This is a genomic window from Pantoea sp. RG18, assembly GCF_025910075.1.
In the GTDB taxonomy this organism is placed as follows: Bacteria; Pseudomonadota; Gammaproteobacteria; order Enterobacterales; family Enterobacteriaceae; genus Pantoea; species Pantoea agglomerans.
In genome coordinates, this window is sequence record NZ_JAPCIL010000014.1 from 1 (window position 1) to 25,693 (window position 25,693).

Consider the following 25,693-nt stretch of genomic DNA (forward strand, 5'->3'; position numbering starts at 1 on the left):
ACAGTTGCTGACAGCTGTGAAAGAATCGGTGGAGCGGTAGTTCAGTTGGTTAGAATACCTGCCTGTCACGCAGGGGGTCGCGGGTTCGAGCCCCGTCCGTTCCGCCACCCTATTAGGGGCGTAGTTCAATTGGTAGAGCACCGGTCTCCAAAACCGGGTGTTGGGGGTTCGAGTCCCTCCGCCCCTGCCAGAAAACGATCCTTTGCTTCGGCAAAGGATTTTTTTTTGCCTTTAAAAAAGCAAAAAAGAAAAACCAGCTAAATCTAACTGGCCTCTGATCTTCTCTGCTTACTGTCCTGCCTGCAAATTCAGCTGTTTTGCCTGACCAGAATCGGGAATTTAAGCAACTGACGGATATGTGCCTGCTGATCGCTGTTCTGCAACCAGACAGCATAGAGCGGACGCACGGCGACGGGCGTATCCGGAATCACCATCAACTCACTGTACACACTCTGCCAAAAGTCCGGCAGAAATGCGCACGCTCCGGTGGTATGTAGCAGTTCACGGGTGACATGTGCCGACGTGGTGGTCAGTACCGGTACATCATCAGCCCCGGAGAGATAGCTCTGATGCTGATGAAAATCTGCTCCCCATTCCAGCTTGATATAATCATATTTTTCACGCTTCTCGCTCTGCCGGGCGCAGAAAAGCGCCAGTGAAATATGACCAATCTGCTGACTGGTTAACTCATCCATCTTAGGTGCTTCAGTGGTGATCAACAGATCCAGCTGGCGCTCATGGAGTTGCTTAACCAGCAGATGTCGTTGTGCCACGCGCGCTTCTAAGTGCAGGCTCTCCCGATTCTCGTAGAGCGTCTGTAGCCATGGCGTCAGATAAGCCTCCCATAGTGATGCACTGGCACCTATTGAAAGCTCATGGTGCTGCTGAGTGTGAGAAACCTCCTTCTTCGCCATCATCCAGGTGCTCATCAGGCTTTCAGCATAGGGGAGCAGTCGCTCTCCGGCCGCCGTCAGACGTATGTTATTGCGATGCCGTGTAAAAAGGTTAACGCCAAGCTGATTCTCTAACTGACGGATGCGAAAACTGACAGCAGATTGCGTGAGGTAAAGTGCTTCTGCAGCACGCCCGAAATGGCGAGTTCTGCTCACTTCCAGGAAAGTTTTCAGTAATTCCGTATCCACAGCGTTCTCCCAAAAAATGTTTGTCGTATAGATTTAAATGTTTTGTTTTACACTCTGTCAAGCCTATCTAATACTCCGCGCCATTAACAGCACGGCATTAGAAAATCAGGAGCGTGTAACATGGCGGAAAGCTTCTCAACAGAGAATCGTTTCTTTGATAACAAACATTACCCGCGTGGTTTCTCACGCCACGGTGACTTTACTATTAAAGAAGCTCAGCTTCTTGAACGCCACGGTTTTGCCTTTAATGAGCTGGATTTATCAAAGCGTGAGCCTGCAACCGAAGAAGAACGTTTGTTTATTGAAGTGTGTCGTGGCGTGCGTGAGCCGCAAACGGAAGCTGAACGTGTATGGTCTAAGTATATGACCCGCATTAAGCGTCCTAAACGTTTTCATACGCTGTCTGGCGGTAAACCGCAGATGGACACCGTTGAAGACTTCACCGACAGCGACGATTAACAGAGAAGGGGCGAAAGCCCCTTTTTTATTGCAGGCTGTTATGCAGATGGATCATTAATCGATCTATCGTGCGATAGCTGACAGCTTCCTGCAGATGATGCCGGGTGATGTCTGTTTCCCCAGCCAGATCGGCCAGGGTACGGGCCACTTTTAAAATCCGCTGCCATGCCCGTACAGATAAACCCAGTTTTTCCAGCACTGACTCCAGCCACTCCGCATCCTCTTTAGCAGGCTGACACCAGCGCATAATCTCTGCATTGTTTAAATGCGCATTTATTTTTCCTGCACGAGCCAGCTGAATGTCACGCGCTGCGACCACCCGATGACGAACCTGCTCAGATGCTTCCGCTTTGGCGCGCTGACCGCTGAGCATGCCGCTGGGGAGTAGCGGCACCTCCAGCGAAAGATCAAAACGATCAAGAAATGGGCCGGATAGCTTACTGAGATAACGCAGCACCTGCTGGGGTGAGCAGCGGTTATGCTGTCCCTGATAGTGTCCGGTTGGACTTGGATTCATCGCAGCAATCAGCTGAAACCGGGCCGGGTAGGTAACTTTTGCCCGTGCGCGTGAAATAGCGATGATGCCCGATTCTAATGGTTCGCGCAGGGAGTCCAGCACCTTGCGATCAAATTCCGGTAATTCATCCAGAAACAGCACGCCGTTATGCGCCAGGGAGATCTCACCGGGCCGTGGCAGTGAGCCGCCGCCAATCAGAGCATAGAGAGAGGCGCTGTGGTGAGGTGACCTGAAAGGCCGGGTGCGCCACTGTCGATGCAGGGTCTTGCTGTTCACCAGGCTGGCGATTGCCGCACACTCCAGTGCTTCCTGATCGCTTAAGGAGGGCATGATGCCGGGCAACCGGGTAGCGAGCATGGTTTTACCGGTGCCAGGGGGCCCGATCAGCAACAGGTTGTGCCCGCCAGCCGCAGTGATCTCCAGTGCTCTGCGTCCCTGTTCCTGACCAATGATATCAGCGAGATCGTCAGCAGGTGCATCGCCCTGATGCTCAGGATATTGGGCTGTCGGTAATGTGAGTTCATTGCGCAGAAAGGCGCACACTTCGCTGAGGTGAGAGGCAACCAGCGACGAGCCCTGACGGATTAGCCCGGCATCACACTGATTCTCAGCGGAGAGGACCAGCTGTCGTCCAGCCTGAATGGCTACCATGGCCGCGGGAATCGCGCCCTGTACACCGCACAGTGCACCGTCGAGTGCCAGCTCACCCAGAAACTCATAGTGCGTCAGCTTGTCGGCAGGAAGCTGCTCAGAGGCCACCAGAATGGCAATCGCCATAGGTAAGTCATACCGCCCGCCCTCTTTGGGTAAATCTGCGGGTGCCAGATTGATGGTGACGCGTTTTGCCGGGAAGGCAAAACCGCTGTTGATAATGGCGCTGCGTACCCGCTCACGCGCCTCTTTCACCGTGGTTTCAGGCAGCCCCACCAGCGTTAACGCAGGCAGTCCGTTACTGATGTGTGCCTCGATGGTCACCAGCGGGGCTTCCACTCCCAGCGCTGCCCGGGTCAGAACTTTTGACAGTGACATACTCGCTCCTTGTTACCGTCAGTCTGGTGACAGCATCAAAGGAAAGCCAGGGCATCATCAGCACTATTCGGGTCATTGCACAACCTATCAGAAGTTTTTTCACGACCTGTTAAAACGCTGCGTGTCTGCGCGCAAATTCACCAAAACATTATTACGTCAGTAAAGTGATGAATAATTATCATCATGTAATTATTTCTTATATTACAAATTGATAGATCGCGATTTAGCGCCAGGCGCTAAAAAAACTCTGTAAAAAAAGTTGTGTCATGCCCCCTGACTATGATAACTCTGTAGGCATTACTTCGAACAAGCGAAAGAATTGAACAACACATGAAAGCCCTTCTACAAGTGATTAGCCTGGTCGTGATTAGCGTGGTGGTGGTTATTAACCTACCGTGCGGGGCAACGCTTGGAGAAAGAAAGGCTTAGAAATCAAGCCTCGAATCCGAAAAAACCCCCGCACCGAAAGGTCCGGGGGTTTTTTTTCGACCAGAGGAAATATCAGTAAATCCACAAGGAACAAACAATGAACAGTAGCATAAAATTCTGTTGTTCCGGTCAGGACACAGGAGAATAGCGATGACAGGTGCACAGTGGGTAGTTCAGGCTTTACGCGCGCAGGGTGTTAATACCGTATTCGGTTACCCTGGCGGCGCAATCATGCCGGTATACGACGCGCTCTACGACGGCGGCGTGGAACACCTACTGTGTCGTCACGAGCAGGGCGCTGTGATGGCGGCGATCGGTTATGCGCGCTCAACCGGCAAAACCGGCGTCTGTATCGCCACCTCTGGCCCTGGCGCGACAAACCTGATTACCGGCCTGGCAGATGCCATGATGGATTCGGTTCCGGTCGTGGCAGTAACCGGTCAGGTCACCTCGGCCTTCATCGGCACCGACGCCTTTCAGGAAATCGACGTGCTGGGCTTGTCGCTGGCCTGCACCAAACACAGCTTCCTGGTCGAATCGTTAGATGAGCTGCCCGCCATCATGGCAGAAGCCTTTGCGCTGGCGCAGTCAGGCCGTCCGGGTCCGGTACTGGTGGACATTCCTAAAGATATTCAGATTGCGCAGGGAGAACCTGCCCCGCATCTGGTTCCGGTAGAAGAGGGAAGCGCGCTGCCGCATCAGGCGATTCAGGAAGCACGCGCACTGATGGCGCAGGCCAGAAAACCAATGCTCTATGTTGGTGGAGGCGTTGGCCTGGCACAGGCTGTTCCGGCACTGCGCGCGCTGGCAGAAGAGACCGGCATCCCGGCAGTGGCCACCTTAAAGGGGCTGGGCAGCGTAGACCCCCACAGCGAGGTGTATCTCGGCATGCTGGGGATGCACGGTACTAAAGCCGCCAACCTGGCGGTGCAGAGTTGTGACTTACTGATCGCGGTCGGCGCCCGTTTCGATGACCGCGTGACCGGCAAGCTGGACACCTTTGCCCCCCATGCCAGCGTGATTCATCTCGATATCGATCCCGCTGAGTTAAATAAATTACGTCGTGCACATGTCTCTCTGCAGGGTGATCTCAACGAACTGTTGCCCGCCCTGAGTCAGCCTCTGCATATCAACGCCTGGCGCGATGAGATGAAAGCGCTTAAGGCCAGTCACCCATGGCGCTACGACCATCCGGGCGAAGCGATCTATGCACCGCTGTTGCTGAAGCAGCTTTCCGATCGCAAACCGGCCAATACCGTAGTGACCACCGACGTCGGTCAGCACCAGATGTGGACGGCGCAACACATGGCATTCAGCGCGCCGGAGAACTTCATCACCTCCAGCGGCTTAGGCACCATGGGCTTTGGTTTACCCGCCGCCATCGGTGCGCAGGTTGCACGCCCGGAAGATACGGTTATCTGTGTTTCGGGCGATGGCTCTATCATGATGAACATCCAGGAGCTGGGCACCATCAAGCGCGGCAAACTGCCGGTCAAAATCGTGCTGCTGGATAACCAGCGTCTGGGCATGGTGCGTCAGTGGCAGCAGCTGTTTTTCGATGGCCGCTACAGTGAAACCAATCTGTCCGACAACCCCGACTTCCTCACGCTGGCCAGCGCTTTCAATATTCCCGGCCAGCGCATTACCCGTAAAGATCAGGTCGACGCCGCCCTTGATGCTCTGCTGAACAGCGAAGGTCCTTACTTCCTGCATGTTGCAATTGATGAGCATGAAAACGTCTGGCCACTGGTACCGCCGGGTGCCAGCAATGCAAACATGATGGAGAAAACTGTATGAACCAGCATCAATTGTCTATCGAAGCCCGTTTCCGCCCTGAAATATTGGAGCGCATTTTACGCGTAGTGCGTCACCGCGGTTTTCAGGTCTGTTCTATGAACATGGCCTCAGTCGCCAACGCAGAAAACATTAATATTGAAATGACCGTTGCCAGTCAGCGTTCCGTCGATTTACTGTCTTCGCAGTTAAGCAAATTGATCGACGTTGCATGCGTTCAGATTCAACAACAGACAACACAACAAATCCGCGCTTAGCCGCGAGAGGGAATAACAATGAGCACGAAGAAAGCAGACTTTATTTGGTTCAATGGCGAGATGGTTAAGTGGGAAGAGGCGAAGGTCAGCGTCATGTCCCACGCGTTGCACTACGGTACGTCGGTATTTGAAGGCGTGCGCTGCTACGACTCTCACAAAGGACCGGTTGTGTTCCGCCATCGCGAACACATGCAACGTCTGCACGACTCCGCCAAAATCTATCGCTTCCCGATTAAAAGCAGCGTTGATGAGCTGATGGAAGCGTGCCGCGAAGTCATCCGCGTGAACAAACTGAAAAGTGCTTATATCCGTCCGCTGGCCTTTGTCGGCGATGTGGGCCTGGGCGTGAACCCGCCAGATGGCTTCACCACCGACGTGATCATTGCGGCGTTCCCGTGGGGCGCATACCTGGGCGCTGAAGCCCTGGAGAACGGCATCGATGCCATGGTCTCCTCATGGAACCGCGTAGCACCGAATACCCTGCCAACCGCCGCTAAAGCGGGCGGTAACTACCTCTCCTCACTGCTGGTGGGCAGCGAAGCCCGTCGTCACGGCTATCAGGAAGGGATTGCGCTGGATACCAATGGCCTGATCTCCGAAGGTGCAGGCGAAAACCTGTTTGAAGTTAAAGATGGCGTGCTCTTTACCCCGCCATTTACCTCTTCAGCACTGCCGGGCATCACCCGCGATGCCATCATCACTCTGGCGCGTGATATGGGCATTGAAGTGCGTGAGCAGACCCTGTCGCGTGAATCTCTCTATCTGGCTGACGAAGTCTTTATGTCTGGCACCGCGGCAGAAATTACACCGGTGCGCAGCGTTGACCGCATTCAGGTCGGCGAAGGCAAACGTGGCCCGGTGACCAAACGCATCCAGGAGGCCTTCTTTGGCCTGTTCACCGGCGAAACCGAAGACAAATGGGGCTGGTTAGATCCGGTTAACCCATAATCAGATACAGCGCGGGCGTCATCTGACGTCCGCGAGCTTATTCTTACTGGAGTAAATAGAGTATGCCTAAGTACCGTTCCGCCACCACCACCCACGGCCGCAATATGGCGGGTGCCCGTGCCTTATGGCGCGCGACAGGAATGACCGACGACGATTTCGGCAAGCCGATTATCGCTGTGGTTAACTCATTCACCCAATTTGTGCCGGGCCACGTTCACCTGCGTGATCTTGGTAAACTTGTCGCCGAGCAGATCGAAGCGGCAGGCGGTGTGGCTAAAGAGTTCAACACCATTGCGGTGGATGACGGTATTGCCATGGGTCATGGCGGCATGCTGTATTCACTGCCGTCGCGTGAGCTGATTGCTGACTCGGTCGAGTACATGGTCAACGCCCACTGTGCTGACGCCATGGTCTGCATCTCTAACTGCGACAAAATCACCCCGGGTATGCTGATGGCGTCATTGCGCCTCAATATTCCGGTGATCTTCGTTTCAGGCGGACCGATGGAAGCGGGTAAAACCAAGCTTTCTGACCAGATCATCAAGCTGGATCTGGTAGATGCGATGATTCAGGGTGCCAACCCGAACGTCAGCGATGCCGACAGCGAGCAGATCGAACGCTCTGCCTGTCCGACCTGCGGCTCCTGCTCCGGTATGTTCACCGCCAACTCGATGAACTGCCTGACTGAAGCACTCGGTCTGTCGCAGCCTGGCAACGGTTCACTGCTGGCTACGCACGCCGATCGCAAAGAGCTGTTCATCAATGCCGGTAAGCGCATCGTAAGCCTGACCAAGCGCTATTACGAGCAGGATGATGTCAACATGCTGCCGCGTAACATCGCGAACAAGGCCGCTTTTGAGAACGCCATGATGCTGGATATCGCCATGGGCGGTTCCACCAACACCGTGCTCCACCTGCTGGCAGCCGCACAGGAAGGCGATATCGACTTTAATATCTCCGACATCGATCGCCTGTCACGCAAAGTGCCTCAGCTCTGTAAAGTGGCGCCAAGTACCCCGAAATACCACATGGAAGATGTGCATCGCGCGGGTGGCGTGTTCGCCATTCTCGGCGAGCTGGATCGTGCCGGCCTGTTCGACAGCAGCGCCCGTAATATCCTGCAGCAGACCATGCGTGAAACGCTGGATCAGTACGACATCATGCTGACCAAAGATCAGGCGGTAAAAGATATGTTCCGCGCGGGTCCGGCGGGTATTCGTACCACCCAGGCGTTCTCACAGAACTGCCGCTGGGACACGCTGGATGATGACCGTGCCGAAGGCTGTATCCGTACCCATGAAAATGCTTACTCGCAGGATGGCGGTCTGGCCGTGCTCTACGGCAACATCGCGGAAGATGGCTGTATCGTAAAAACTGCGGGCGTAGACAAAGAAATCCTGACCTTCACCGGTCCGGCCAAAGTCTATGAAAGCCAGGATGACGCCGTTGAAGCGATTCTGGGCGGCAAAGTCGTTGCGGGCGATGTGGTCGTCATTCGCTACGAAGGTCCAAAAGGCGGGCCAGGCATGCAGGAGATGCTCTATCCGACCACTTATCTGAAATCGATGGGGCTGGGCAAAAGCTGCGCGCTGATCACCGATGGTCGTTTCTCTGGCGGTACGTCGGGCCTCTCTATTGGTCACGCCTCGCCTGAAGCAGCCAACGGCGGCACCATTGCGCTGGTCAAAGATGGCGACACCATCGAAATCGATATCCCTAACCGCGGTATCAAGCTCGCCGTACCGGATAACGAACTGCACGCCCGTCGTGAAGAGCAGCAGGCACGTGGCGATGCGGCGTATACGCCGGTCAATCGTCAGCGTGAAGTCTCCTTTGCGCTGCGTGCCTACGCATTACTCGCGACCAGTGCTGACAAAGGCGCCGTCCGCGATAAGAGCAAGCTGGGAGGCTAACGATGGCCGAGTCTCAACCGCTACCCGAGGCGCCTTGTGGCGCTGAGTATTTGCGCGCAGTGTTGCGTTCACCGGTGTATGAAGTGGCACAGGTGACGCCGCTGCAGGTTATGGAAAAAATCTCATCGCGTCTCGGCAACACCATTCTGGTGAAGCGGGAAGATCGTCAGCCGGTGCACAGTTTCAAGGTGCGCGGTGCCTACGCGATGATTGCCGGTCTGAACGAAGAGCAGAAAGCGCGCGGCGTGGTGACGGCGTCAGCCGGTAACCATGCGCAGGGCGTGGCGCTCTCCGCCACTAAGCTGGGGATCAAGTCACTGATTGTGATGCCGCTGGCGACGGCAGACATCAAGGTTGATGCGGTGCGCGCATTTGGCGGTGAGGCTTTCCTGTTCGGGGCCAACTTTGACGAGGCGAAAGCCAAAGCGATAGAACTTTCTGAACAGCGCGGTTACACCTTCGTGCCGCCGTTTGACCATCCGGCCGTCATTGCCGGACAGGGCACGCTGGCGATGGAGCTGCTGCAACAGGATGCGCATCTCGACCGGGTCTTTGTCCCGGTTGGCGGTGGAGGTCTGGCAGCCGGCGTCGCGGTGCTGATCAAGCAGCTGATGCCGCAAATCAAAGTGATCGCGGTGGAGTCAGAAGATTCAGCCTGCCTGAAAGCAGCGCTGGAGGCGGGTCATCCGGTCGATCTGCCACGCGTCGGGCTGTTTGCCGAAGGGGTGGCGGTGAAACGGATTGGCAGCGAAACCTTCCGGCTCTGTCAGGAATACATCGATGACATCATCACCGTCGACAGCGATGCGATTTGTGCCGCGATGAAAGATCTGTTCGAAGATGTCCGTGCTGTGGCGGAGCCCTCTGGCGCGCTGGCGCTGGCGGGCATGAAAAAGTATATCCAGCAGCATGGAATCAAAGGCGAGCGGCTGGCGCATGTGTTATCCGGGGCCAACGTCAATTTCCACGGCCTGCGCTACGTTTCTGAGCGCTGCGAGCTGGGCGAACAGCGTGAAGCGCTGCTGGCCGTAACGATCCCGGAACAGCAGGGCAGTTTCCTGCGTTTCTGCCAGACGCTGGGTGGACGGTCGATTACCGAGTTCAACTACCGCTACGCCGATGCGGACAAAGCCTGCATCTTTGTTGGCGTACGACTGACGCGTGGCGTGGAAGAGCGCAGCGAGATCATCAGCGAGCTCACCAGCGGCGGTTATCAGGTGGTCGATCTCTCGGATGATGAAATGGCGAAACTGCACGTGCGTTATATGGTGGGCGGACGTCCTTCTAAACCACTGCGTGAACGCCTCTTCAGCTTTGAATTCCCGGAGGCACCTGGCGCGTTGCTGAAGTTCCTGCAAACGCTGGGCACCCACTGGAATATCTCGCTGTTTCATTATCGCAGCCACGGCACCGATTATGGCCGTGTGCTGGCCGCTTTTGAACTTGGCAGCGATGAGCCACGCTTCGAAGAGCATCTCACCGATCTGGGTTACGACTTTCATGACGAAAGCCAGAACCCGGCGTTCCGCTTCTTCCTGTCAGGCAGCTGATTACAGCTGGCTCCAGAAAGCACTGATCAGCGGCTCTCCGAGCCGCTTTTTTTGCACGCAGATGCCGAGTTCGAACGGCGCAACCGAGTCAATATTCTCCAGTAGCAGCACGCGGTTACGCACCGGATCCGGGCTGTTTTCCAGCACCACATCCGGTAAAAGTGCAATACCGCAGCCCAGCGCCACCATCGAAACAATCGCCTCATGCCCCGAGACCGTGGCGTAAATCACCGGATTCGGGATGCGCTGGCGGCGGAACCAGAGATCGATACGTCGCCGTGCCGGTCCCTGTACCGGCAGGATAAACGGAATTTTTGACCAGTCGGGCTGCGACTGTGTTGCCTGAGTACGAACGGCACAGGGCAGTGCAGGCGCGATCAGCACCAGCGGGATCAGCCCCAGTGGCATAAAATCAATGCTGGCGGGCAGCGTTTCAGGACGGCCGGCAATGGCCAGATCGGCATCGCCGGAGTGCACTTTTTCCACCGCATCCGCAGCATCGCCGGTATCCAGTTTGATTTCGACCTGCGGATGTTCAGCGCGAAAGCGGTCGAGGATGGGCGGCAGATGACTGTAGGCAGCCGTCACCGAACAGAACAGGCGCAGCTCGCCGCTGAGCGACGGACCGTTAAGATCCATCACATGGCGCAGTTGCTGATACTGCAACAGCGTCTGCTGGGCAAACTGGCGCAGCCGTTCGCCCGCTTCTGTCAGCGTCACGGTGCGGTTATCGCGCAGAAACAGCGCATGGCCGACATCTTCTTCAAGCCGCTGGATCTGGCGTGACAGCGTGGAAGGGCTGACGTGCATAGCACGCGCAGTGCGCCCGAAATGGCAGCTTTCTGCCAGATGAAGAAACAGTTTCAGATCCCGTAAATCCATGTGCGCGTCGCCTCTGGGTGGTGTTGCATTTATTGCAATGTGACGTTGTTAATATATCAATTTAAGCAACAGAATTCCTGTCATATGATGGGGTCATTCGCGGCGCTGCATGACACGCCGTTCCTGAACAAAAAAAGCAAACACAACCTTACCGGAGTACCCATGGCTAACTATTTCAACACATTGAACCTGCGCAACCAGCTGGCGCAATTAGGCAAGTGCCGTTTCATGGCACGCGATGAATTCGCGGATGGTGCCAGTTTCCTGAAAGGCAAAAAAGTCGTTATCGTTGGCTGTGGTGCGCAGGGCCTGAATCAGGGTCTGAACATGCGTGATTCCGGTCTGGATGTGGCCTATGCACTGCGTGCTGAAGCAATTGCGGAAAAACGCCCTTCATGGCGCAAAGCGACCGATAACGGTTTCAAAGTGGGCACCTACGAAGAACTGATCCCGCAGGCTGATCTGGTGGTTAACCTGACGCCAGACAAGCAGCACTCCGCTGTAGTTCAGGCTGTTCAGCCGCTGATGAAAGATGGCGCTGCGCTGGGCTACTCGCACGGTTTCAACATCGTTGAAGTGGGCGAAAGCATCCGCAAAGATATCACCGTGGTCATGGTGGCACCGAAGTGTCCGGGTACAGAAGTTCGTGAAGAGTACAAACGTGGCTTTGGTGTACCGACGCTGATCGCGGTTCACCCGGAAAACGATCCAAAAGGCGAAGGCATGGCGATTGCCAAAGCCTGGGCAGCAGCAACTGGCGGCGATCGTGCTGGCGTGCTGGAGTCCTCTTTCGTTGCTGAAGTGAAATCTGACCTGATGGGTGAGCAGACTATCCTGTGCGGCATGTTGCAGGCTGGTTCACTGCTCTGCTTCGACAAGCTGGTGGCTGAAGGCACTGACCCGGCTTACGCAGAAAAACTGATCCAGTTCGGCTGGGAAACCATCACCGAATCACTGAAGTTTGGCGGCATCACACTGATGATGGATCGCCTCTCTAACCCGGCTAAACTGCGCGCTTATGCGCTGTCAGAGCAGCTGAAAACCATCATGGCACCGCTGTTCCAGAAACATATGGATGACATCATCTCCGGCGAATTCTCTTCCGGCATGATGGCGGACTGGGCTAACGATGATAAAAACCTGCTGACCTGGCGTGAAGAGACCGGCCAGACCGCGTTCGAAACCGCCTCACAGTATGAAGGCAAAATCGAAGAGCAGGAGTACTACGACAAAGGTGTGGTGATGGTTGCGATGGTTAAAGCGGGCGTTGAGCTGGCGTTTGAAACCATGGTGGACGCCGGCATCATTGAAGAGTCTGCCTACTACGAATCACTGCATGAGCTGCCGCTGATCGCGAACACCATTGCCCGTAAGCGCCTGTATGAAATGAACGTGGTGATCTCCGATACCGCCGAATATGGTAACTACCTGTTCTCCTTCGCCGCGGTGCCGCTGCTGAAAGAGTTCATGACCACGCTGCAGCCAGGCGATCTGGGTAAAGCGGTTGAAGGCACGCAGGTTGATAACGCGCAGCTGCGTGACGTTAACGAAGCGGTTCGCCAGCACCCAATTGAAACCGTTGGCCGTAAGCTGCGTGGCTACATGACCGACATGAAGCGTATCGCTGTGGCGGGCTAATTATCGTCATCACAGTTTTCAGCAAAACAAACCCCGGCTTGCCGGGGTTTTTTGTTGGTGAACAACGGCTGGACGGTTCTCTGTGAGACCGTGCCTGCACAGGCAACACGGTCAGATCGGAAAGACGCAAAACCGCCATCCATGGCATGCTCGGCCCGCGCGATTACGCACCTCATCCCTGAGGTGCGCCCGTTTCCGGGCCAACGCTTTGCGTTGTTCAAAAACGCTCCCGGCGTTTTTGTCCCTGGCGCGGGACGCTTTCCTTGACCGTGTTCCCTGTGCCCTTAAGCTTCTTCATTGCTGCCAGTATCAATACGCTTTTCAGCGAGGTCCGGTTTTTTCAAACAGAAAGCTAACCCGCTTAAGGCGTATGCTCCCTGAGCCTGTCGCCTGATATTGTTTAACCCTTCAGAGCGGTTGTACTCTGTGAGCCTGCTCCATAAAAAAACCCGGCAGCCGCCGGGTTTTCACTGACCTTCATCCAGCCGGATTAAACGTCATACAGCGTCTGATTACGCGTCTCTTTACAGGCGAGCAATGCAATCAGCGTCAGCACGGCCATCGACGCCAGATAAAGTCCCACCGCCTGCAAACCATAATGCGCATTCAGCCAGGTCGCGATATAAGGCGCAACAGAGGCACCCAGAATCGATGAGAGGTTATAAGAGAACGATGCGCCGGTATAACGCACTTCGGTCGGAAACAGCTCCGGCAGCAGGGCGCCCATCGGACCAAAGGTCAGGCCCATAATGCTCAGACCCAGCAACAGGAACGCCATCACCAGCGCCTGCGATCCGGAACCGAGCATCGCCGGGAACAGGAACGAAAACGCGATAATCATCAGCGTAATGGTAATCATCGTCTTGCGGCGACCAAAACGGTCAGCCAGCAAACCGGCAATCGGCACCATCACTCCAAAGCCAATCACCGCCAGCATCAGCATCCACAACATACTATTACGCGGAATACCCAGACCGGCCGGTGCTGCCGTGGTGCCGTAGCTCATCGAATAGACGGTCATGATATAGAACAGCGTATAGGTCGCCAGCATGATAAAGGTGCCGAGAATGGTGGCAGTCAGATGCTTGCTCAGCAGCGCCGCAATGGGCACCCGAACCTGCTTCTTCTCTTTCTGTACTTTGGCAAACACCGGACTCTCATGCAGCGAAACGCGCACATAAAGGCCGATCAGCACCAGCACGGCAGAGAGAATAAACGGCACGCGCCAGCCCCACTGCATAAACTGCTCGTCGGTCAGCAGCCACGAAAGCAGCAGAAAAGTGCCGTTAGCGAAGAAAAAGCCAATCGGCGCACCCAGCTGAGGGAAGGAACCGTAAAGCGCACGCTTCTTCGCCGGGGCATTTTCCGTCGCCAGCAGCGCCGCGCCACCCCATTCACCACCCAGTCCCAGTCCCTGACCAAAGCGCGCCAGCGCCAGCAGCAGCGGAGCCATCACGCCGATGGTTTCATAGCCGGGCAGCAGACCAATCACCACGGTGGAGATCCCCATGGTCAGCAGCGAGGCAACCAGCGTGGCTTTGCGACCCACGCGATCGCCAAAGTGACCAAACACGGCGGAGCCAATCGGACGCGCGATAAAGGCGATAGCAAACGTGGCCAGCGACTGTAGCGTCGCGACCGTGGCATCACCCTGCGGGAAGAAAATGTGCGGGAAAACAATCACCGCAGCAGTGGCATAAATATAAAAGTCGAAGAACTCGATGGCCGTTCCGACCAGCGAGGCAATCACCACTTTACTGCGTGAGTTAACCGGCGTGGGATCCTGCTGTTTGTCGAGCGTGTCTGTGAGGGAGGCTTGCATAACTGTTTCTTATTTGTAAATACAGACAAAGAATCTTACGCATCTGCCAGAGCGCATTCAATGATGAAAACCCGCGCCGCGTCTGGCTTCAGCGGGCAAAAAGAGGATAATTTCTGAGGTGCGACGAATGTCGGGTGATACCGGGGTAATCCGGACGATATATGGCGGGATACTCTACGAAAGGGCTAAATAAAAGTGACCCCTCAGCTATTCATCCTGTTATCTGGTTAAAAAATAGCCGAGGGGTGATATTTTCCGCTGTTGTTAACGGATTACGATGATTTGTGTCGTGACGCGCTGCCCGCTTCAGGCATTTGTGGGTCGTCTTTATATTTGGCGGTGGCGATCCACGCCGCACAGAACAGCGTCAGACGGGCGAAGAAGTAGAAAAACGCCATCAGGCCAAGCACGGAACCAAAGGCCGCACCGGAAGGCGAGGTCGCCAGCTTCGGCAGCGTCAGCGTCATCACAAACTTGATCACCTCAAAACCGATTGCCGCCAGCAGAGTGCCGCGAAACAGCGCTTTCTTACGCGGCTTATGACGCGGCAGGATCCAGAAAATCCACAGGAACAGCAGATAGTTAGCCATAACGGAAATCGAGGTGGCGATAATGGTCAGGGCGGGCCGTAACCAGTCGATGCCATCCAGCCCCAGTGCGCTGACGATCATTGCCTGCGCCGAACCGGCTACCGAGGTCAGCGACAGCGTAATCACCAGCGCCAGCATCAGACCGGTCAGCGACAGGAAATCGCGAATATAACGCTTCCAGATCTCCTCTTTGTCATCCGGTTTGCGTTCCCACACGTCGCGCGACTGGGCACGAATCGCTTCGCGCAGGTTACCCATCCAGTTAAGACCGGAGTAGAGCGCCAGCAGTAAACCGGTAATACCCACGGTGGCACGCTGCTGAATGGCGGTATTTACCGTATTCTTCAGCGTGGTGGCCAGCGTCGGGTCGCTGATGCTGCTGACGATTTTGTTGATGATATCGGTCAGCAGATCCTGGTTCGATGCCAGCACAAAACCCACGGCGGCAAACGACACCATCAGAATGGGGATCAGCGATAAAAAAGAGAAATAGGTAATGGCCGCGCCAAACTGGCTGCCGAGCCGATCATTAAAGCGGTCAAGGGCGCGAATAAAATGCGCCACTGCCGGGATCGCCTGAAACCAGGCGGCAAAACGCGACACGCGCACTATCGAATGATCAACCGTCTCGTTGCCGGTTTTAATATCGATAAGTGGCTTTTGCGGCTGCGTATCCTGCGGGTTTTCCTGCTTGTCTGTCATAGACCTTCACTGTCCTGTTTATCATTAAAATCAAAGTATAGCCGCTCAGGTGACGTACTCCTGTAACACCTGACTCAGCCACTCCATAAAAACCCGCACGCGACGCGCCACATTGCGCCGGTGCGGATAGAGCAGGTGGATCGGCATCGGTTTGGCGGGAAAGCGATGCAGCACTTCTACCAGCTCGCCTCTTTCCAGTAATGTCTGAATCCCGGCGGCAGGCACCTGAATAATGCCTAACCCCGCCAGACAGGCGGCGCGATAGGTTTCGGTGCTGTTCACGGTGACCACACCGCCGGTGTGAACATAGTGACACTGCCTGCCATCAAAATATTCAAAACCCGGTGAGGCCTGACCCAGTTGCTGGCTGTAATGCACCATCGCATGCTGCGACAGCTCTTCCAGCCGGATCGGCATGCCGAAACGCGAAAGGTAGCCAGGGCTGGCGCAGTTGATCAAGGTATGGGTACCAATTTTTCGCGCAATCAGGCCAGAATCTTTGAGCTCGCCGACGCGGATTACGCAGTCAAACCCTTCCCGGATCACATCTACCTGACGGTCGCTGCTGCTCAGCTCAATCTCTACGCCGGGGTAGTGCTGCAAAAATTCCGGCAGCCGTGGCAGGATAAAACTGGTGGCCATGGCCACAGACATATCAATCCGGAGTTTACCGCTGAGCGAGGCAGGCTCGTGCTGGAACAGGCTGTCCATATCGTCAATCATCGACAATAAATCCAGACAGCGATCGTAATAGACCAACCCGTCCTGGGTTAGTTGCACCCGGCGCGTGGTGCGATGCAGCAAACGTGTTGCCATTTGATTCTCCAGCGCCTGTATCTGCCGCGAAACGCTGCCTTTGGGGACACCTAAACTCTCTGCCGCGCGGGTAAAACTGCCCATTTCGGCTACCCGCACAAACACCTGCATTGCGTGAATTTTGTCCATGTTGTTCACCGATTGTTGTTTTTATTGAAACAGTGATGCGCATTTAACACTGTTTATAGATCAATAATTCGCGAATATCCTTAACCTGTGTTCAATTTTTCAACAGGTGCGAGAGATGAATCAGAAAGTGGCGTTAATTACCGGTGCAAACCGCGGTTTAGGCCGTAATGGCGCGTTAAAACTGGCGGCCAGGGGGACAGACATTATCCTGACTTACCGCAGCCATGCCGATGAGGCACAGACGGTGGTGAAGGAGATCGAGGCGCTGGGACGGCGTGCAGTGGCGCTGGCGCTGGACGTCGGCGAAACCGGTCAGTTCGATCGCTTTGTCGTCCAGGTGAAAGAGGCACTGCAACAGCAGTGGCAGCGTGAGCGCTTTGACTATTTAGTGAACAACGCCGGACACGGACACTACAAGCCATTTACCGACACTACCGAGGCGGAATTTGATGCGCTGGTTAATGTGCATTTCAAAGGGCCTTACTTCCTGACCCAGAAGCTGCTGCCGCTGATCAACGACGGTGGCCGCATCCTGAATATCTCCAGCGGTCTGACCCGGCTGATCTATCCTGGCTCCTCGACCTATGCGTCAATGAAAGGGGCGATGGAGGTACTGACGCGCTATCAGGCGAAGGAGCTGGGCGAACGGCGCATTCGCGTCAATATCCTGGCACCTGGCGCGATAGAGACCGACTTTGGCGGTGGCCGGGTACGCGATACCCCCGAGATTAACCATCAGATTGCCGGGCTGACGGCGCTGGGCCGGGTCGGACTGCCGGATGATATCGGCGACGCCATCAGCGCGATCCTCAGTGACGAAACCGGCTGGATCACCGCTCAGCGTATTGAAGCCTCAGGCGGGCAGGGGATTTAACCGCTGGTGGCGTCGCGGAAAGCACCCCGCGACGTCGCCGCCTTTTACAGCGTAATGGTGCCATCAATGACGGTAACGGTATTACCGCCAATCCAGATGGTCTCACCATTAAAGGTTACGTTCACCCGACCGGCACGCTGCAGAGCAGTACCCTGACGCACGCGATAGGAGGTGGTATGGCCTGCGGCTGCAAAATAACGCGCCAGACAGGCGTTGGCGCTGCCGGTCACCGGATCTTCGGTCAGGCTGCCATTTTCCACCAGCAGGCCACGCACTTCATACTGTTCATGCTCGCCCGAGGGCAAACGGCCAAAAGGCATCACGCCCGAGACACCCGCATGTTTAATCAGGCGCTGCAAATCGCTGACATTGGGCTGCAGCGCCAGCACGGCCTCGGCGCTGACCATTGGCACCAGCAGCCAGCGGATACCCATATCCACCACGGTCGGGCTTTGCGTCAGATCGAACGCATCGCTGTTTAAGGCGTTACCCATCAGCGCATCCTGCCATGGCATCAGAGTGGCAGCTGGCGCGGCAAAGGCCAGTCCGCCCGTCTCATTAATCTTCACCGTCACGTTACCGACGCCGCACTCCTGCACGATTTCGCCCGGCGTACGGGTTGGCCAGCCCGCCTCCAGCAGCGCGTGTGCGGTGCCCAGCGTCGGGTGACCGGCAAACGGCAGTTCGCCTTCAACGGTAAAAATACGCACCCGGTAGTCCGCCTCTTCATGTTGTGGCGGCAGCACAAAGGTGGTTTCCGACAGGTTAGTCCAGCGGGCAATCGCCGCCAGCTGGCTGTCGCTCAACCCCTGAGCATCCATAATCACCGCCAGCGGATTGCCATTAAAGGCTGCTGAGGTAAACACATCGACTTGCTTAAACGCGACCTTCATGGTGACTCCTTGCGATTGGGTTCAGTGCGGCCTTTTCTCTGCCGGATGATTGCTTATAACAGCTAACAGCGTTATCAATAAGTTAAAGATTTTACCGGAGACTGTGAATGCTAACGATCCTGGGACGCGCCTCCTCAATCAACGTGCGCAAAGTATTATGGCTGTGTGACGAGCTTGACCTTGATTATCAGCGCGAAGAGTGGGGCGACGGATTCCGCTCAACGCACCTGCCCGAATTCATGGCACTCAACCCCAATGCGATGGTGCCGGTACTGAAAGATGATGACTTTGTGATGTGGGAATCCAACGCCATCCTGCGCTATCTGGCGAATGCCTATGGCGGCGAGTGGCTCTATCCTCATCATCCTCAAACGCGTGCGCCTGTCGATCAGTGGATGGACTGGCAGTCAACTGAACTCAACACCTCATGGCGCTACGCATTTATGTCGCTGGTGCGAAATTCACCGGCTCATCAGGATCCACGTCTGCTGGCCGCGGCCAGCAAAGGCTGGGCACACACCATGAGCATTCTCAATCAGCAGCTGGAAAAAACCGGTCGCTACGTTGCCGGACGTAATTTCACGCTGGCAGACATTCCGATTGGTCTGGCGGTGAACCGCTGGTTTGAAACGCCGCTCGAACACCCTGATTATCCGGCGGTACGCACCTATTACGAACGCCTGACTGAACGCCACGGCTATACCGTCTGGGGCCGCAACGGTACACCCTGAGCCTCGCCGCAGGATACTCCCGCCAGTTCACAGGCGATTTCGCCCGCGCGTCTGATCGCCCAGCTGTAGCGCGCATCAAACGGATAGCAGCAGGAGAGGCGCAGTGCATGGTTGTAGCGCTTGCTCAGCGAATAGAGCGCGCCGGGCGTGACGCAAATCTGCTCCTGCAGCAGCCGATCAAACATCTCGGTGGTATTTACGCCGCCCGGTAACTCGACCCAGAAGACGAAGCCACCGCGCGGCAGCGTCGCGCGGGTGCCCTCCGGGAAGTAGCGGGCGATCAGCCCCCGCGCCTCATCCAGGTTGGCCGCGTAGCGACGGCGCAGCGTGCGCAGATGGTGGTCATAACCGCCGGAAGCAAGAAACTCCGCCAGCGTTTCAGAGAGCAGGGCGGATTCTGCCATCGACGACACCGCTTTCAGTCGGGCAATCGCATCATGAAAACGGCCAGCGGCGGTCCAGCCAATACGGAAATCGGGCGCCACGGTTTTGGTGAAGCTGGTGCAGTAGATCACCCAGCCGTCGCGATCAAAGGCTTTTACCGCGGGCGAGAGCGGCCAGTCGAACTGTAACTCGTCATACAGCCCATCTTCTATCAGCGGAACGTGGTAAGTATTCACTAACTTCGCCAGCCGCTTCTTGTTCTCCAGCGACATGCCGCAGCCCAGCGGGTTCTGCGCGCTCGGCATCGCAATCAGCGCCTTAATTCGCTGCTCCTGAAGCAGCATCTCCAGCGCATCCAGCGACAGCCCATGCTGCGGATCGGTGGGGATTTCCAGCGCCTTAAGGCCCAGTGAAGCCAGCAGCGGGAAGAGGAAAAAGTAGGTCGGCGACTCCAGTCCGACGCAGTCGCCGGGCTGCGTGACCGCCCGCAGCGCCAGCTGAAGCGCCTCCATGCAGCCGTGGGTCAGGGTGATCTCATCGGCGGTGAGCGTCTGTCCGGCGTGCAGCGCCCGTCGCGCAATCTCCTCCCGTAAGCGCTCACTACCGGGCGGAAGCGCATAGCGCCCAATCATGTTCGGATGACGGCGCAGCAGTGAGGTGGTAATCCGGGCAATACGCGCCGCAGGAAACAGCTCGCTATCCTGGGGGCAGGCCAGGGAAATATTGATGTAGTCGGGATGGTTCTGCGCCGCAAATACCTTATCGATCAGGTCGAGCTTGCTGCTGCTGGGGTCGCGTACCCGGGTTTTATGCTGACCATGGCGGGTCACGGCGGGCAACACGCCGCGCACGTAATAGCCCGACTGGGGACGCGCCTCAATCAGCCCGCGATCTTCCAGCAACTGCCAGGCATTCAGTACCGTATTGACGCTGACCTGATGTGACTGGGCGACGCGGCGGATCGCCGGCAGGCGTTTGCCGGGTTTCAGCGTGCCCTGATGGATAGCCTCAGCGAAGCTGTCTGCCAGCTGCTGATAGAGAGGCCGATCGGAAGTGGGAGCAAGGGACACAGTAGCCTCCGGATTGGATGGGTACAATTGCTGTTAACGGGAACTGTAACCATAACAATAGTGATTTTGTGTCACTGTTACCATCCCTTTTCCCGCCGTAGCATAGAACTCTGTCTGTTTTCAGGAGAGTCACCATGCTCGATCCCTCTTTCTTCAGTTACGTTACCGTCATGTCGATTACGCCAGGCCCGAACAATCTGTTGCTGGCGACCTCAGGCGTCAATTTCGGCATGCGCCGCACGCTGCCGATGGTGTTTGGCATACTGGTAGGTTGTGCGCTGCAAACGGTGATCGCCGGCGTCGCACTGGAGGTCTTACTGCACTGGATGGCGGCGATTCGCCTGCCGCTGACGCTGGCAGGCTGTGCCTATCTGTTGTGGCTGTCATGGAAGATTTTCCGTGCGGCAGCACCTGAAGTGCGCAGCAAGCCGCAGCCCATGACGCTGCTGGGCGGTGCCTGTTTCCAGGCGATCAATCCCAAAGCCTGGCTGATGGCGACCAATGTGGCGCTGTTGTACAGCGCCAGCAGCGGCGTGCTGACGGTGATGATCGGCTTTATGCTGCTGAACCTGCCCTGCATTCTGATCTGGGCTGCGCTGGGCGATCGCCTGCGCAGCCATCTGCAGATTGCCTGGAAGCGTCAGTTATTTAACAGCCTGATGGCGCTGTCGCTGGTGGCGACTACCATCTGGATGCTGACCGACGCCTTGCTGGCCGCTTAATCGGGTGCACCAGGTGCAGTGGCCGACGGCCATTTCCAGTTCTGCACCTCCGGCACATCTTCACCGTGTTCACGCACATAGCGATGATGTTCAGCGATGCGCTCCTGCAGATCGTCCAGCAGCTCAGGATGCGCATCGGCCAGGCCAGGCACGCGAAGAATCGCCTCCTGCGCCAGATGATAGCGGTCAAGCTCGTTCAGCACCGTCATATCAAATGGCGTGGTGGTGGTTCCCTCTTCATTAAAGCCGCGCACATGGAAGTTGCGGTGGTTAGTTCGCGAATAGGTCAGGCGATGTATCAGCGTCGGATAGCCGTGGAAGGCGAAGATCACCGGTCTATCCGGGGTAAACAGCGCGTCGAATTCCGCATCAGATTTGCCATGCGGATGCTGATCCTGCGGCTGCAGCGCCAGAAGATCGACCACGTTCACCACGCGGATACGCAGTTCGGGCAGCATACCGCGCAGCAGATCCACCGCCGCCATCGTCTCCATGGTCGGCACATCACCGGCACAGGCCATCACCACATCCGGCTCCTCATGCTCTGGGGTGGTGCCCGCCCAGCGCCACTCGCCCATGCCCGCTTCACAATGGGTCACCGCACTCGCCATATCCAGCCACTGCGGCGCAGGCTGCTTGCCCGCCACAATCACATTGATGCGGTCCCAGGTGCGCAGGCAGTGATCGCCAACCCACAGCAGCGTATTGGCATCGGGCGGCAGATAGATGCGCACAATGTCCGCTTTTTTATTGGCAACGTGATCGATAAAGCCCGGATCCTGATGGCTGTAGCCATTGTGATCCTGTCGCCAGACGTGTGAAGAGAGCAGATAGTTCAGCGACGAGATCGGCTTACGCCAGCTCAGTTTACGCGAGACTTTCAGCCACTTGGCGTGCTGGTTAAACATCGAATCGACGATGTGAATAAAAGCTTCATAACAGTTAAACAGCCCGTGGCGGCCGGTCAGCAGATAGCCCTCAAGCCAGCCCTGACACTGATGCTCACTGAGAATTTCCATCACCCGGCCATCACGCGCCAGCTGCTCATCGTAAGGCTCTGTTCGTTCCAGCCAGGTACGGCTGGTCACGTCGAAGACCGGCGTCAGGCGGTTAGAGGCGGTTTCATCCGGGCCAAACAGGCGGAAATTATCGCGGTTGCGCTGGAACAGCACGCTGAGGTAGCGGCCCAGATGCTCAGTGGCCTGCGCCATCTGTGCGCCTGGCTCGCTGACATCGCAGGCAAACTCCGCGAGTTCAGGCGCATCCAGCTCACGGCGCAACAGGCCGCCATTGGCATAAGGCGAAGACCCCATGCGTTTATCACCTTCCGGTGCCAGCGCCTGCAGTTCCGGCTTTAAGCGACCCTGTTCATCAAACAGGTCGTCTGGCTGATAACTCCGCATCCACGTCTCAAGGATCTGGCGATGTCCTTCATCTTCACGACAGGCCGCGACCGGCACCTGATGCGCCCGCCAGAAATCCTCCACTTTCTTGCCGTCGACCGTTTTGGGGCCGGTCCAGCCTTTGGGGCTGCGCAGGATAATCATTGGCCATCGCGGCACCCCGGTGGTGGCTTTGCCCTGGCGCGCCTCGCGCTGATAAGCGGCGATTTTACTGAAGGCACTATCCAGCGCCTCCGCCATCAGCGGATGCATTTTTTCAGGCTCATGCCCGCAGACGAACAGCGGCTCATAGCCGTAGCCACTGAACAACTGGTGCAAATCTTCATCGCTGCTGCGACCCAGCAGCGTCGGGTTGGCGATTTTGTAGCCATTGAGATGCAGAATCGGCAGGACCGCGCCGTCACGTTCAGGATTCAGGAATTTAATGCCGTGCCAGCTGGAGGCCAGTGGACCGGTCTCCGCTTCGCCGTCGCCAATCACGCAGGGTACAACCAGTTCGGGATTATCGAAGGCCGCGCCAAACGCATGGGAGAGTGAATAGCCCAGCTCACCGCCTTCATTAATCGAGCCAGGCGTTTCCGGTGCCGCGTGACTGGGAATGCCCCCCGGAAAGGAGAACTGTTTGAACAGACGCTGCATGCCCGCCGCATCCTGCGTGATGTGCGGATAAATCTCGCTGTAGCTGCCCTCAAGCCAGGTATTCGCCACCATGCCGGGGCCGCCATGTCCTGGTCCGCAGATGTAGATCATATCCAGGTTTTGCTTACGGATAACGCGGTTGAGGTGGGCATAGATAAAATTCAGGCCTGGCGTAGTGCCCCAGTGACCCAGCAGACGCGGTTTAATGTGTTCAGGCCTGAGTGGCTCACGCAACAGCGGGTTATCCATCAGGTAAATTTGTCCGACGGAGAGGTAGTTCGCGGCCCGCCAGTAGCGGTCGAGCAGCGTGAATTCCGGTGAAGCAGGGGAGTAAGACATGCAGTTTCCTCCTGATCGTGCAGCTAAAAGATGCCTTAACCCTAATAGAGAATGCCCGGATCGACCAGGTAACCGGCCAATAAAAAAGGCCCCGCAGTGCGGAGCCTTTTTATCAATGGCGCTGAATTATTTGCCGACGACGAACGCGGTTTCCCGTCCTTCATCGTTTGCCGCCATCGGGGTAACCGGCGAATAGTCGAGCTGCAGAATCCGGCTGGTTTCGGCTAACACTTTCTCTGTCAGCGCTACGTCGCCGTTCAGCTTACGTCCCCAGGATGGGATCACCGCACGGATTTTGTTCTGCCATTCCGGCGAAGCCATCTGCTCAGGACAAACCTTGTGCAGCAGCTCCAGCATGATCGGTGCCGCCGTAGAGGCGCCAGGCGATGCACCCAGCAGTGCTGAAATCGAGCCATCCTGTGAGGCGACCACTTCGGTGCCCAGGCGTAACACGGCGCCCTCTTTCTCATCTTTCTTGATGATCTGCACACGCTGACCGGCAGTCACTAAGCGCCAGTCCTCCTGCTTCGCCTGCGGCACATAGGCGCGCAGGGCGTCCATCCGGTCGCGATCGCTTTGCAGCACCTGATCCATCAGGTATTTCACCAGATCAAAACTTTTCAGCCCCACTTTCACCATCGGCAGCATATTGCTGCTGTTCAGTGAGGTGAACATATCCATCAGCGAACCCTGCTTCAGGAACTTAGTCGAGAAGGTGGCGAACGGGCCAAACAGCAGCACCTGCTTGCCATCCAGCACGCGGGTGTCGACGTGCGGCACGGACATCGGCGGCGCACCGACGCTGGCTTTGCCATAGACCTTGGCCATGTGCTGCGCGACGACCTGCGGATTTTCCGTTACCAGGAATGAACCGCCCACCGGGAAACCAGCGTAACCGTTGGCTTCCGGGATGCCAGCCTTCTGCAACAGCGGTAACGCTGCGCCGCCAGCACCGATAAATATTCTACCCGCCGTCAGTGTGCGACGTGTGCCGCTGTTCAGACACTGCAGCGTCACCTGCCAGCGACCGTCGGCGAGCTGCTTCAGCTCACGCACTTCCTGGCGCAGACGCAGCTGGAAATTCGCTCTCTTCTCTAACGAGGCGATCAGCTGACGGGTGATTTCACCGAAGTTCACATCGGTGCCCATCTCCGTCCAGGTCGCGGCCACTTTCTGGCTGCGGTCACGGCCATTCATCACCAGCGGGATCCAGCGGGCAATCTGCTGCGGATCTTCGGAGTAGGCCATGCCACGGAACAGGGTGCTTTTCTGCAGCGCCTTAAAGCGCTTGCGCAGGAAGTCGACATTGTCGTCACCCCAGACAAAGCTCATGTGCGGCGTGCTGTGAATAAAGCTTTTAGGGTTGCGCAGGTTGCCTTTCTGGACCTGATAAGCCCAGAACTGGCGGGAAATCTGGAACGATTCGTTGATCGTCACCGCTTTAGAGATGTCGATGCTGCCATCCGCCTGCTGAGGCGTATAGTTCAGCTCTGCCAGCGCCGCATGACCGGTGCCCGCGTTATTCCAGCCGTTGGACGACTCTTCGGCCACGCTATCCAGCCGCTCCACCATTTCGATGGACCAGTCCGGCTCTAAATCCTGCAGCCACGCGCCAAGGGTGGCGCTCATCACACCTGCGCCAATCAGCAGCACGTCAACGTCTTTGCGCTCCTGCGCGGTAGTAGTGGTGTCCTTTGCCATGGCACTCATCGCGAGCGCAAGGTTTACAGCTGAATTGCACATGAGGCGACATCTCCTCTTCTGTTGACCTGAAGCCCAACAGTTTTGCAGGCGAAATAGTCACGCTTCTTACGAGCGCGTTGCGCTATTTCTCAAAGGTTAAGTCTCAGGTATAGGGTTAAAGCGGTAATAACGCGTTAACTGCACGTTATGCTTTGTCATCTGAATATAACATTCTCGCATCTGAATTAAACATTTGTTTATTTTTTAAATGCAGAAATGATTCAGCATAAGAATTAATCATCAGGGCCAGCGGCGTATTAGGGTTTTTTTAGTGTGAA

Annotated in this window: 21 protein-coding genes and 2 tRNA genes; 13 read left to right on the forward strand and 10 right to left on the reverse strand. The window is 56.4% G+C overall.

Features of this window, described 5'->3' with window-relative positions:
• The first annotated feature begins 30 nt into the window (after nucleotides 1–30).
• Together OK409_RS14940 and OK409_RS14945 are read left to right on the forward strand one after the other, a co-directional pair.
• Nucleotides 31–107 (forward strand) — tRNA-Asp (locus OK409_RS14940).
• Nucleotides 108–114: 7 nt separating this feature from the next.
• Nucleotides 115–190 (forward strand) — tRNA-Trp (locus tag OK409_RS14945).
• A 118-nt stretch (nucleotides 191–308) separates the two neighbouring features.
• Here OK409_RS14945 and hdfR read toward each other — a convergent pair.
• Nucleotides 309–1,142, reverse strand: a complete 834-nt coding sequence (gene hdfR, locus OK409_RS14950) for an HTH-type transcriptional regulator HdfR (protein WP_010253571.1) — start codon at nucleotides 1,140–1,142, stop codon at nucleotides 309–311.
• Nucleotides 1,143–1,262: 120 nt separating this feature from the next.
• On the opposite strand from hdfR, the gene OK409_RS14955 reads away from it, so the two are divergent.
• Complete coding sequence (locus OK409_RS14955; RefSeq protein WP_010253568.1) at nucleotides 1,263–1,601, forward strand: DUF413 domain-containing protein; 339 nt, start codon at nucleotides 1,263–1,265, stop codon at nucleotides 1,599–1,601.
• 25 nt (nucleotides 1,602–1,626) lie between these two features.
• Here the strand turns inward: OK409_RS14955 and OK409_RS14960 are convergent, their stop codons facing one another.
• On the reverse strand, nucleotides 1,627–3,147 hold the full coding sequence (locus tag OK409_RS14960; protein ID WP_264367184.1) for a YifB family Mg chelatase-like AAA ATPase: 1,521 nt from the start codon (nucleotides 3,145–3,147) through the stop codon (nucleotides 1,627–1,629).
• Between the two features lie 330 nt (nucleotides 3,148–3,477).
• Between OK409_RS14960 and ilvL the strand changes: the two genes are divergently transcribed.
• The 6 genes from ilvL (at nucleotide 3,478) to ilvA (ending at nucleotide 10,038) form a co-directional block, all read left to right on the forward strand.
• Nucleotides 3,478–3,576 carry an ilv operon leader peptide gene (ilvL, locus tag OK409_RS14965; RefSeq protein WP_072101316.1) on the forward strand — a complete coding sequence of 33 codons (99 nt, stop codon included), beginning with the start codon at nucleotides 3,478–3,480 and terminating at the stop codon, nucleotides 3,574–3,576.
• A 150-nt stretch (nucleotides 3,577–3,726) separates the two neighbouring features.
• Nucleotides 3,727–5,373, forward strand: coding sequence for an acetolactate synthase 2 catalytic subunit (gene ilvG / locus OK409_RS14970; protein WP_033759177.1), 1,647 nt, complete (start codon nucleotides 3,727–3,729; stop codon nucleotides 5,371–5,373).
• A complete protein-coding gene (gene ilvM / locus OK409_RS14975) occupies nucleotides 5,370–5,627 on the forward strand; it encodes an acetolactate synthase 2 small subunit (protein ID WP_008926359.1) in 258 nt (85 codons plus the stop codon). The genes ilvG and ilvM overlap by 4 nt, the downstream gene beginning before the upstream one ends.
• A gap of 18 nt (nucleotides 5,628–5,645) precedes the next feature.
• A complete protein-coding gene (locus OK409_RS14980) occupies nucleotides 5,646–6,575 on the forward strand; it encodes a branched-chain amino acid transaminase (RefSeq protein ID WP_010253558.1) in 930 nt (309 codons plus the stop codon).
• 62 nt (nucleotides 6,576–6,637) lie between these two features.
• Complete coding sequence (ilvD, locus tag OK409_RS14985; RefSeq protein WP_033766560.1) at nucleotides 6,638–8,488, forward strand: dihydroxy-acid dehydratase; 1,851 nt, start codon at nucleotides 6,638–6,640, stop codon at nucleotides 8,486–8,488.
• Nucleotides 8,489–8,490: 2 nt separating this feature from the next.
• The gene (gene ilvA, locus OK409_RS14990) at nucleotides 8,491–10,038 is read left to right on the forward strand and encodes a threonine ammonia-lyase, biosynthetic (protein ID WP_031593765.1); all 1,548 of its coding nucleotides are present in this window, start codon (nucleotides 8,491–8,493) and stop codon (nucleotides 10,036–10,038) included.
• On the opposite strand, the gene ilvY is transcribed toward ilvA, so the two are convergent.
• Nucleotides 10,039–10,920, reverse strand: a complete 882-nt coding sequence (gene ilvY, locus OK409_RS14995) for an HTH-type transcriptional activator IlvY (protein WP_129063184.1) — start codon at nucleotides 10,918–10,920, stop codon at nucleotides 10,039–10,041.
• Nucleotides 10,921–11,082: 162 nt separating this feature from the next.
• Here ilvY and ilvC point away from each other — a divergent pair, with 162 nt between their 5' ends.
• Nucleotides 11,083–12,558: a ketol-acid reductoisomerase gene (gene ilvC, locus OK409_RS15000; RefSeq protein WP_010253551.1), complete on the forward strand. Its 1,476-nt coding sequence runs from the start codon at nucleotides 11,083–11,085 to the stop codon at nucleotides 12,556–12,558.
• Nucleotides 12,559–13,048: 490 nt separating this feature from the next.
• On the opposite strand, the gene OK409_RS15005 is transcribed toward ilvC, so the two are convergent.
• From OK409_RS15005 to OK409_RS15015, 3 genes are all read right to left on the reverse strand, one after another.
• On the reverse strand, nucleotides 13,049–14,380 hold the full coding sequence (locus OK409_RS15005) for an MFS transporter (protein ID WP_010671462.1): 1,332 nt from the start codon (nucleotides 14,378–14,380) through the stop codon (nucleotides 13,049–13,051).
• A gap of 272 nt (nucleotides 14,381–14,652) precedes the next feature.
• Nucleotides 14,653–15,672 carry an inner membrane protein YhjD gene (gene yhjD / locus OK409_RS15010; protein WP_264367185.1) on the reverse strand — a complete coding sequence of 340 codons (1,020 nt, stop codon included), beginning with the start codon at nucleotides 15,670–15,672 and terminating at the stop codon, nucleotides 14,653–14,655.
• A gap of 45 nt (nucleotides 15,673–15,717) precedes the next feature.
• Nucleotides 15,718–16,617, reverse strand: a complete 900-nt coding sequence (locus tag OK409_RS15015; RefSeq protein ID WP_264367186.1) for a LysR family transcriptional regulator — start codon at nucleotides 16,615–16,617, stop codon at nucleotides 15,718–15,720.
• A 115-nt stretch (nucleotides 16,618–16,732) separates the two neighbouring features.
• Here OK409_RS15015 and OK409_RS15020 point away from each other — a divergent pair, with 115 nt between their 5' ends.
• The gene (locus OK409_RS15020; RefSeq protein ID WP_122457489.1) at nucleotides 16,733–17,491 is read left to right on the forward strand and encodes an SDR family NAD(P)-dependent oxidoreductase; all 759 of its coding nucleotides are present in this window, start codon (nucleotides 16,733–16,735) and stop codon (nucleotides 17,489–17,491) included.
• Nucleotides 17,492–17,535: 44 nt separating this feature from the next.
• On the opposite strand, the gene OK409_RS15025 is transcribed toward OK409_RS15020, so the two are convergent.
• Nucleotides 17,536–18,384, reverse strand: coding sequence for a PhzF family phenazine biosynthesis protein (locus OK409_RS15025; protein ID WP_010253539.1), 849 nt, complete (start codon nucleotides 18,382–18,384; stop codon nucleotides 17,536–17,538).
• Nucleotides 18,385–18,491: 107 nt separating this feature from the next.
• Between OK409_RS15025 and OK409_RS15030 the strand changes: the two genes are divergently transcribed.
• Nucleotides 18,492–19,115, forward strand: coding sequence for a glutathione S-transferase family protein (locus tag OK409_RS15030; RefSeq protein ID WP_010253536.1), 624 nt, complete (start codon nucleotides 18,492–18,494; stop codon nucleotides 19,113–19,115).
• On the opposite strand, the gene OK409_RS15035 is transcribed toward OK409_RS15030, so the two are convergent.
• Complete coding sequence (locus OK409_RS15035) at nucleotides 19,082–20,569, reverse strand: PLP-dependent aminotransferase family protein (RefSeq protein WP_264367187.1); 1,488 nt, start codon at nucleotides 20,567–20,569, stop codon at nucleotides 19,082–19,084. The two genes, OK409_RS15030 and OK409_RS15035, sit on opposite strands and share 34 nt — an antisense overlap.
• 134 nt (nucleotides 20,570–20,703) lie before the next feature.
• Here OK409_RS15035 and OK409_RS15040 point away from each other — a divergent pair, with 134 nt between their 5' ends.
• On the forward strand, nucleotides 20,704–21,291 hold the full coding sequence (locus OK409_RS15040; protein ID WP_031593770.1) for a LysE family translocator: 588 nt from the start codon (nucleotides 20,704–20,706) through the stop codon (nucleotides 21,289–21,291).
• Here OK409_RS15040 and OK409_RS15045 read toward each other — a convergent pair.
• Both OK409_RS15045 and mqo read right to left on the reverse strand, forming a co-directional pair.
• Nucleotides 21,288–23,672 (reverse strand): phosphoketolase, encoded by a 2,385-nt coding sequence (locus OK409_RS15045; RefSeq protein ID WP_052270740.1) that lies wholly within the window; start codon nucleotides 23,670–23,672, stop codon nucleotides 21,288–21,290. The two genes, OK409_RS15040 and OK409_RS15045, sit on opposite strands and share 4 nt — an antisense overlap.
• Nucleotides 23,673–23,798: 126 nt before the next feature.
• The gene (gene mqo, locus OK409_RS15050; protein WP_022623958.1) at nucleotides 23,799–25,415 is read right to left on the reverse strand and encodes a malate dehydrogenase (quinone); all 1,617 of its coding nucleotides are present in this window, start codon (nucleotides 25,413–25,415) and stop codon (nucleotides 23,799–23,801) included.
• Between the last annotated feature and the right edge of the window lie 278 nt (nucleotides 25,416–25,693).

Bases quoted from the DNA above. Each gene is read 5' to 3' on its own strand.
- OK409_RS15045 (WP_052270740.1), bottom strand. From the start codon at position 23,672: ATGTCTTACTCCCCTGCTTCACCGGAATTCACGCTGCTCGACCGCTAC.
- OK409_RS15040 (WP_031593770.1), top strand. From the start codon at position 20,704: ATGCTCGATCCCTCTTTCTTCAGTTACGTTACCGTCATGTCGATTACG.
- OK409_RS15030 (WP_010253536.1), top strand. From the start codon at position 18,492: ATGCTAACGATCCTGGGACGCGCCTCCTCAATCAACGTGCGCAAAGTA.
- ilvA (WP_031593765.1), top strand. From the start codon at position 8,491: ATGGCCGAGTCTCAACCGCTACCCGAGGCGCCTTGTGGCGCTGAGTAT.
- yhjD (WP_264367185.1), bottom strand. From the start codon at position 15,672: ATGACAGACAAGCAGGAAAACCCGCAGGATACGCAGCCGCAAAAGCCA.
- ilvD (WP_033766560.1), top strand. From the start codon at position 6,638: ATGCCTAAGTACCGTTCCGCCACCACCACCCACGGCCGCAATATGGCG.
- OK409_RS15015 (WP_264367186.1), bottom strand. From the start codon at position 16,617: ATGGACAAAATTCACGCAATGCAGGTGTTTGTGCGGGTAGCCGAAATG.
- OK409_RS14955 (WP_010253568.1), top strand. From the start codon at position 1,263: ATGGCGGAAAGCTTCTCAACAGAGAATCGTTTCTTTGATAACAAACAT.
- ilvM (WP_008926359.1), top strand. From the start codon at position 5,370: ATGAACCAGCATCAATTGTCTATCGAAGCCCGTTTCCGCCCTGAAATA.
- ilvC (WP_010253551.1), top strand. From the start codon at position 11,083: ATGGCTAACTATTTCAACACATTGAACCTGCGCAACCAGCTGGCGCAA.
- OK409_RS15005 (WP_010671462.1), bottom strand. From the start codon at position 14,380: ATGCAAGCCTCCCTCACAGACACGCTCGACAAACAGCAGGATCCCACG.
- OK409_RS14980 (WP_010253558.1), top strand. From the start codon at position 5,646: ATGAGCACGAAGAAAGCAGACTTTATTTGGTTCAATGGCGAGATGGTT.
- mqo (WP_022623958.1), bottom strand. From the start codon at position 25,415: ATGTGCAATTCAGCTGTAAACCTTGCGCTCGCGATGAGTGCCATGGCA.
- OK409_RS14960 (WP_264367184.1), bottom strand. From the start codon at position 3,147: ATGTCACTGTCAAAAGTTCTGACCCGGGCAGCGCTGGGAGTGGAAGCC.
- ilvY (WP_129063184.1), bottom strand. From the start codon at position 10,920: ATGGATTTACGGGATCTGAAACTGTTTCTTCATCTGGCAGAAAGCTGC.
- OK409_RS15025 (WP_010253539.1), bottom strand. From the start codon at position 18,384: ATGAAGGTCGCGTTTAAGCAAGTCGATGTGTTTACCTCAGCAGCCTTT.
- OK409_RS15020 (WP_122457489.1), top strand. From the start codon at position 16,733: ATGAATCAGAAAGTGGCGTTAATTACCGGTGCAAACCGCGGTTTAGGC.
- ilvL (WP_072101316.1), top strand. From the start codon at position 3,478: ATGAAAGCCCTTCTACAAGTGATTAGCCTGGTCGTGATTAGCGTGGTG.
- ilvG (WP_033759177.1), top strand. From the start codon at position 3,727: ATGACAGGTGCACAGTGGGTAGTTCAGGCTTTACGCGCGCAGGGTGTT.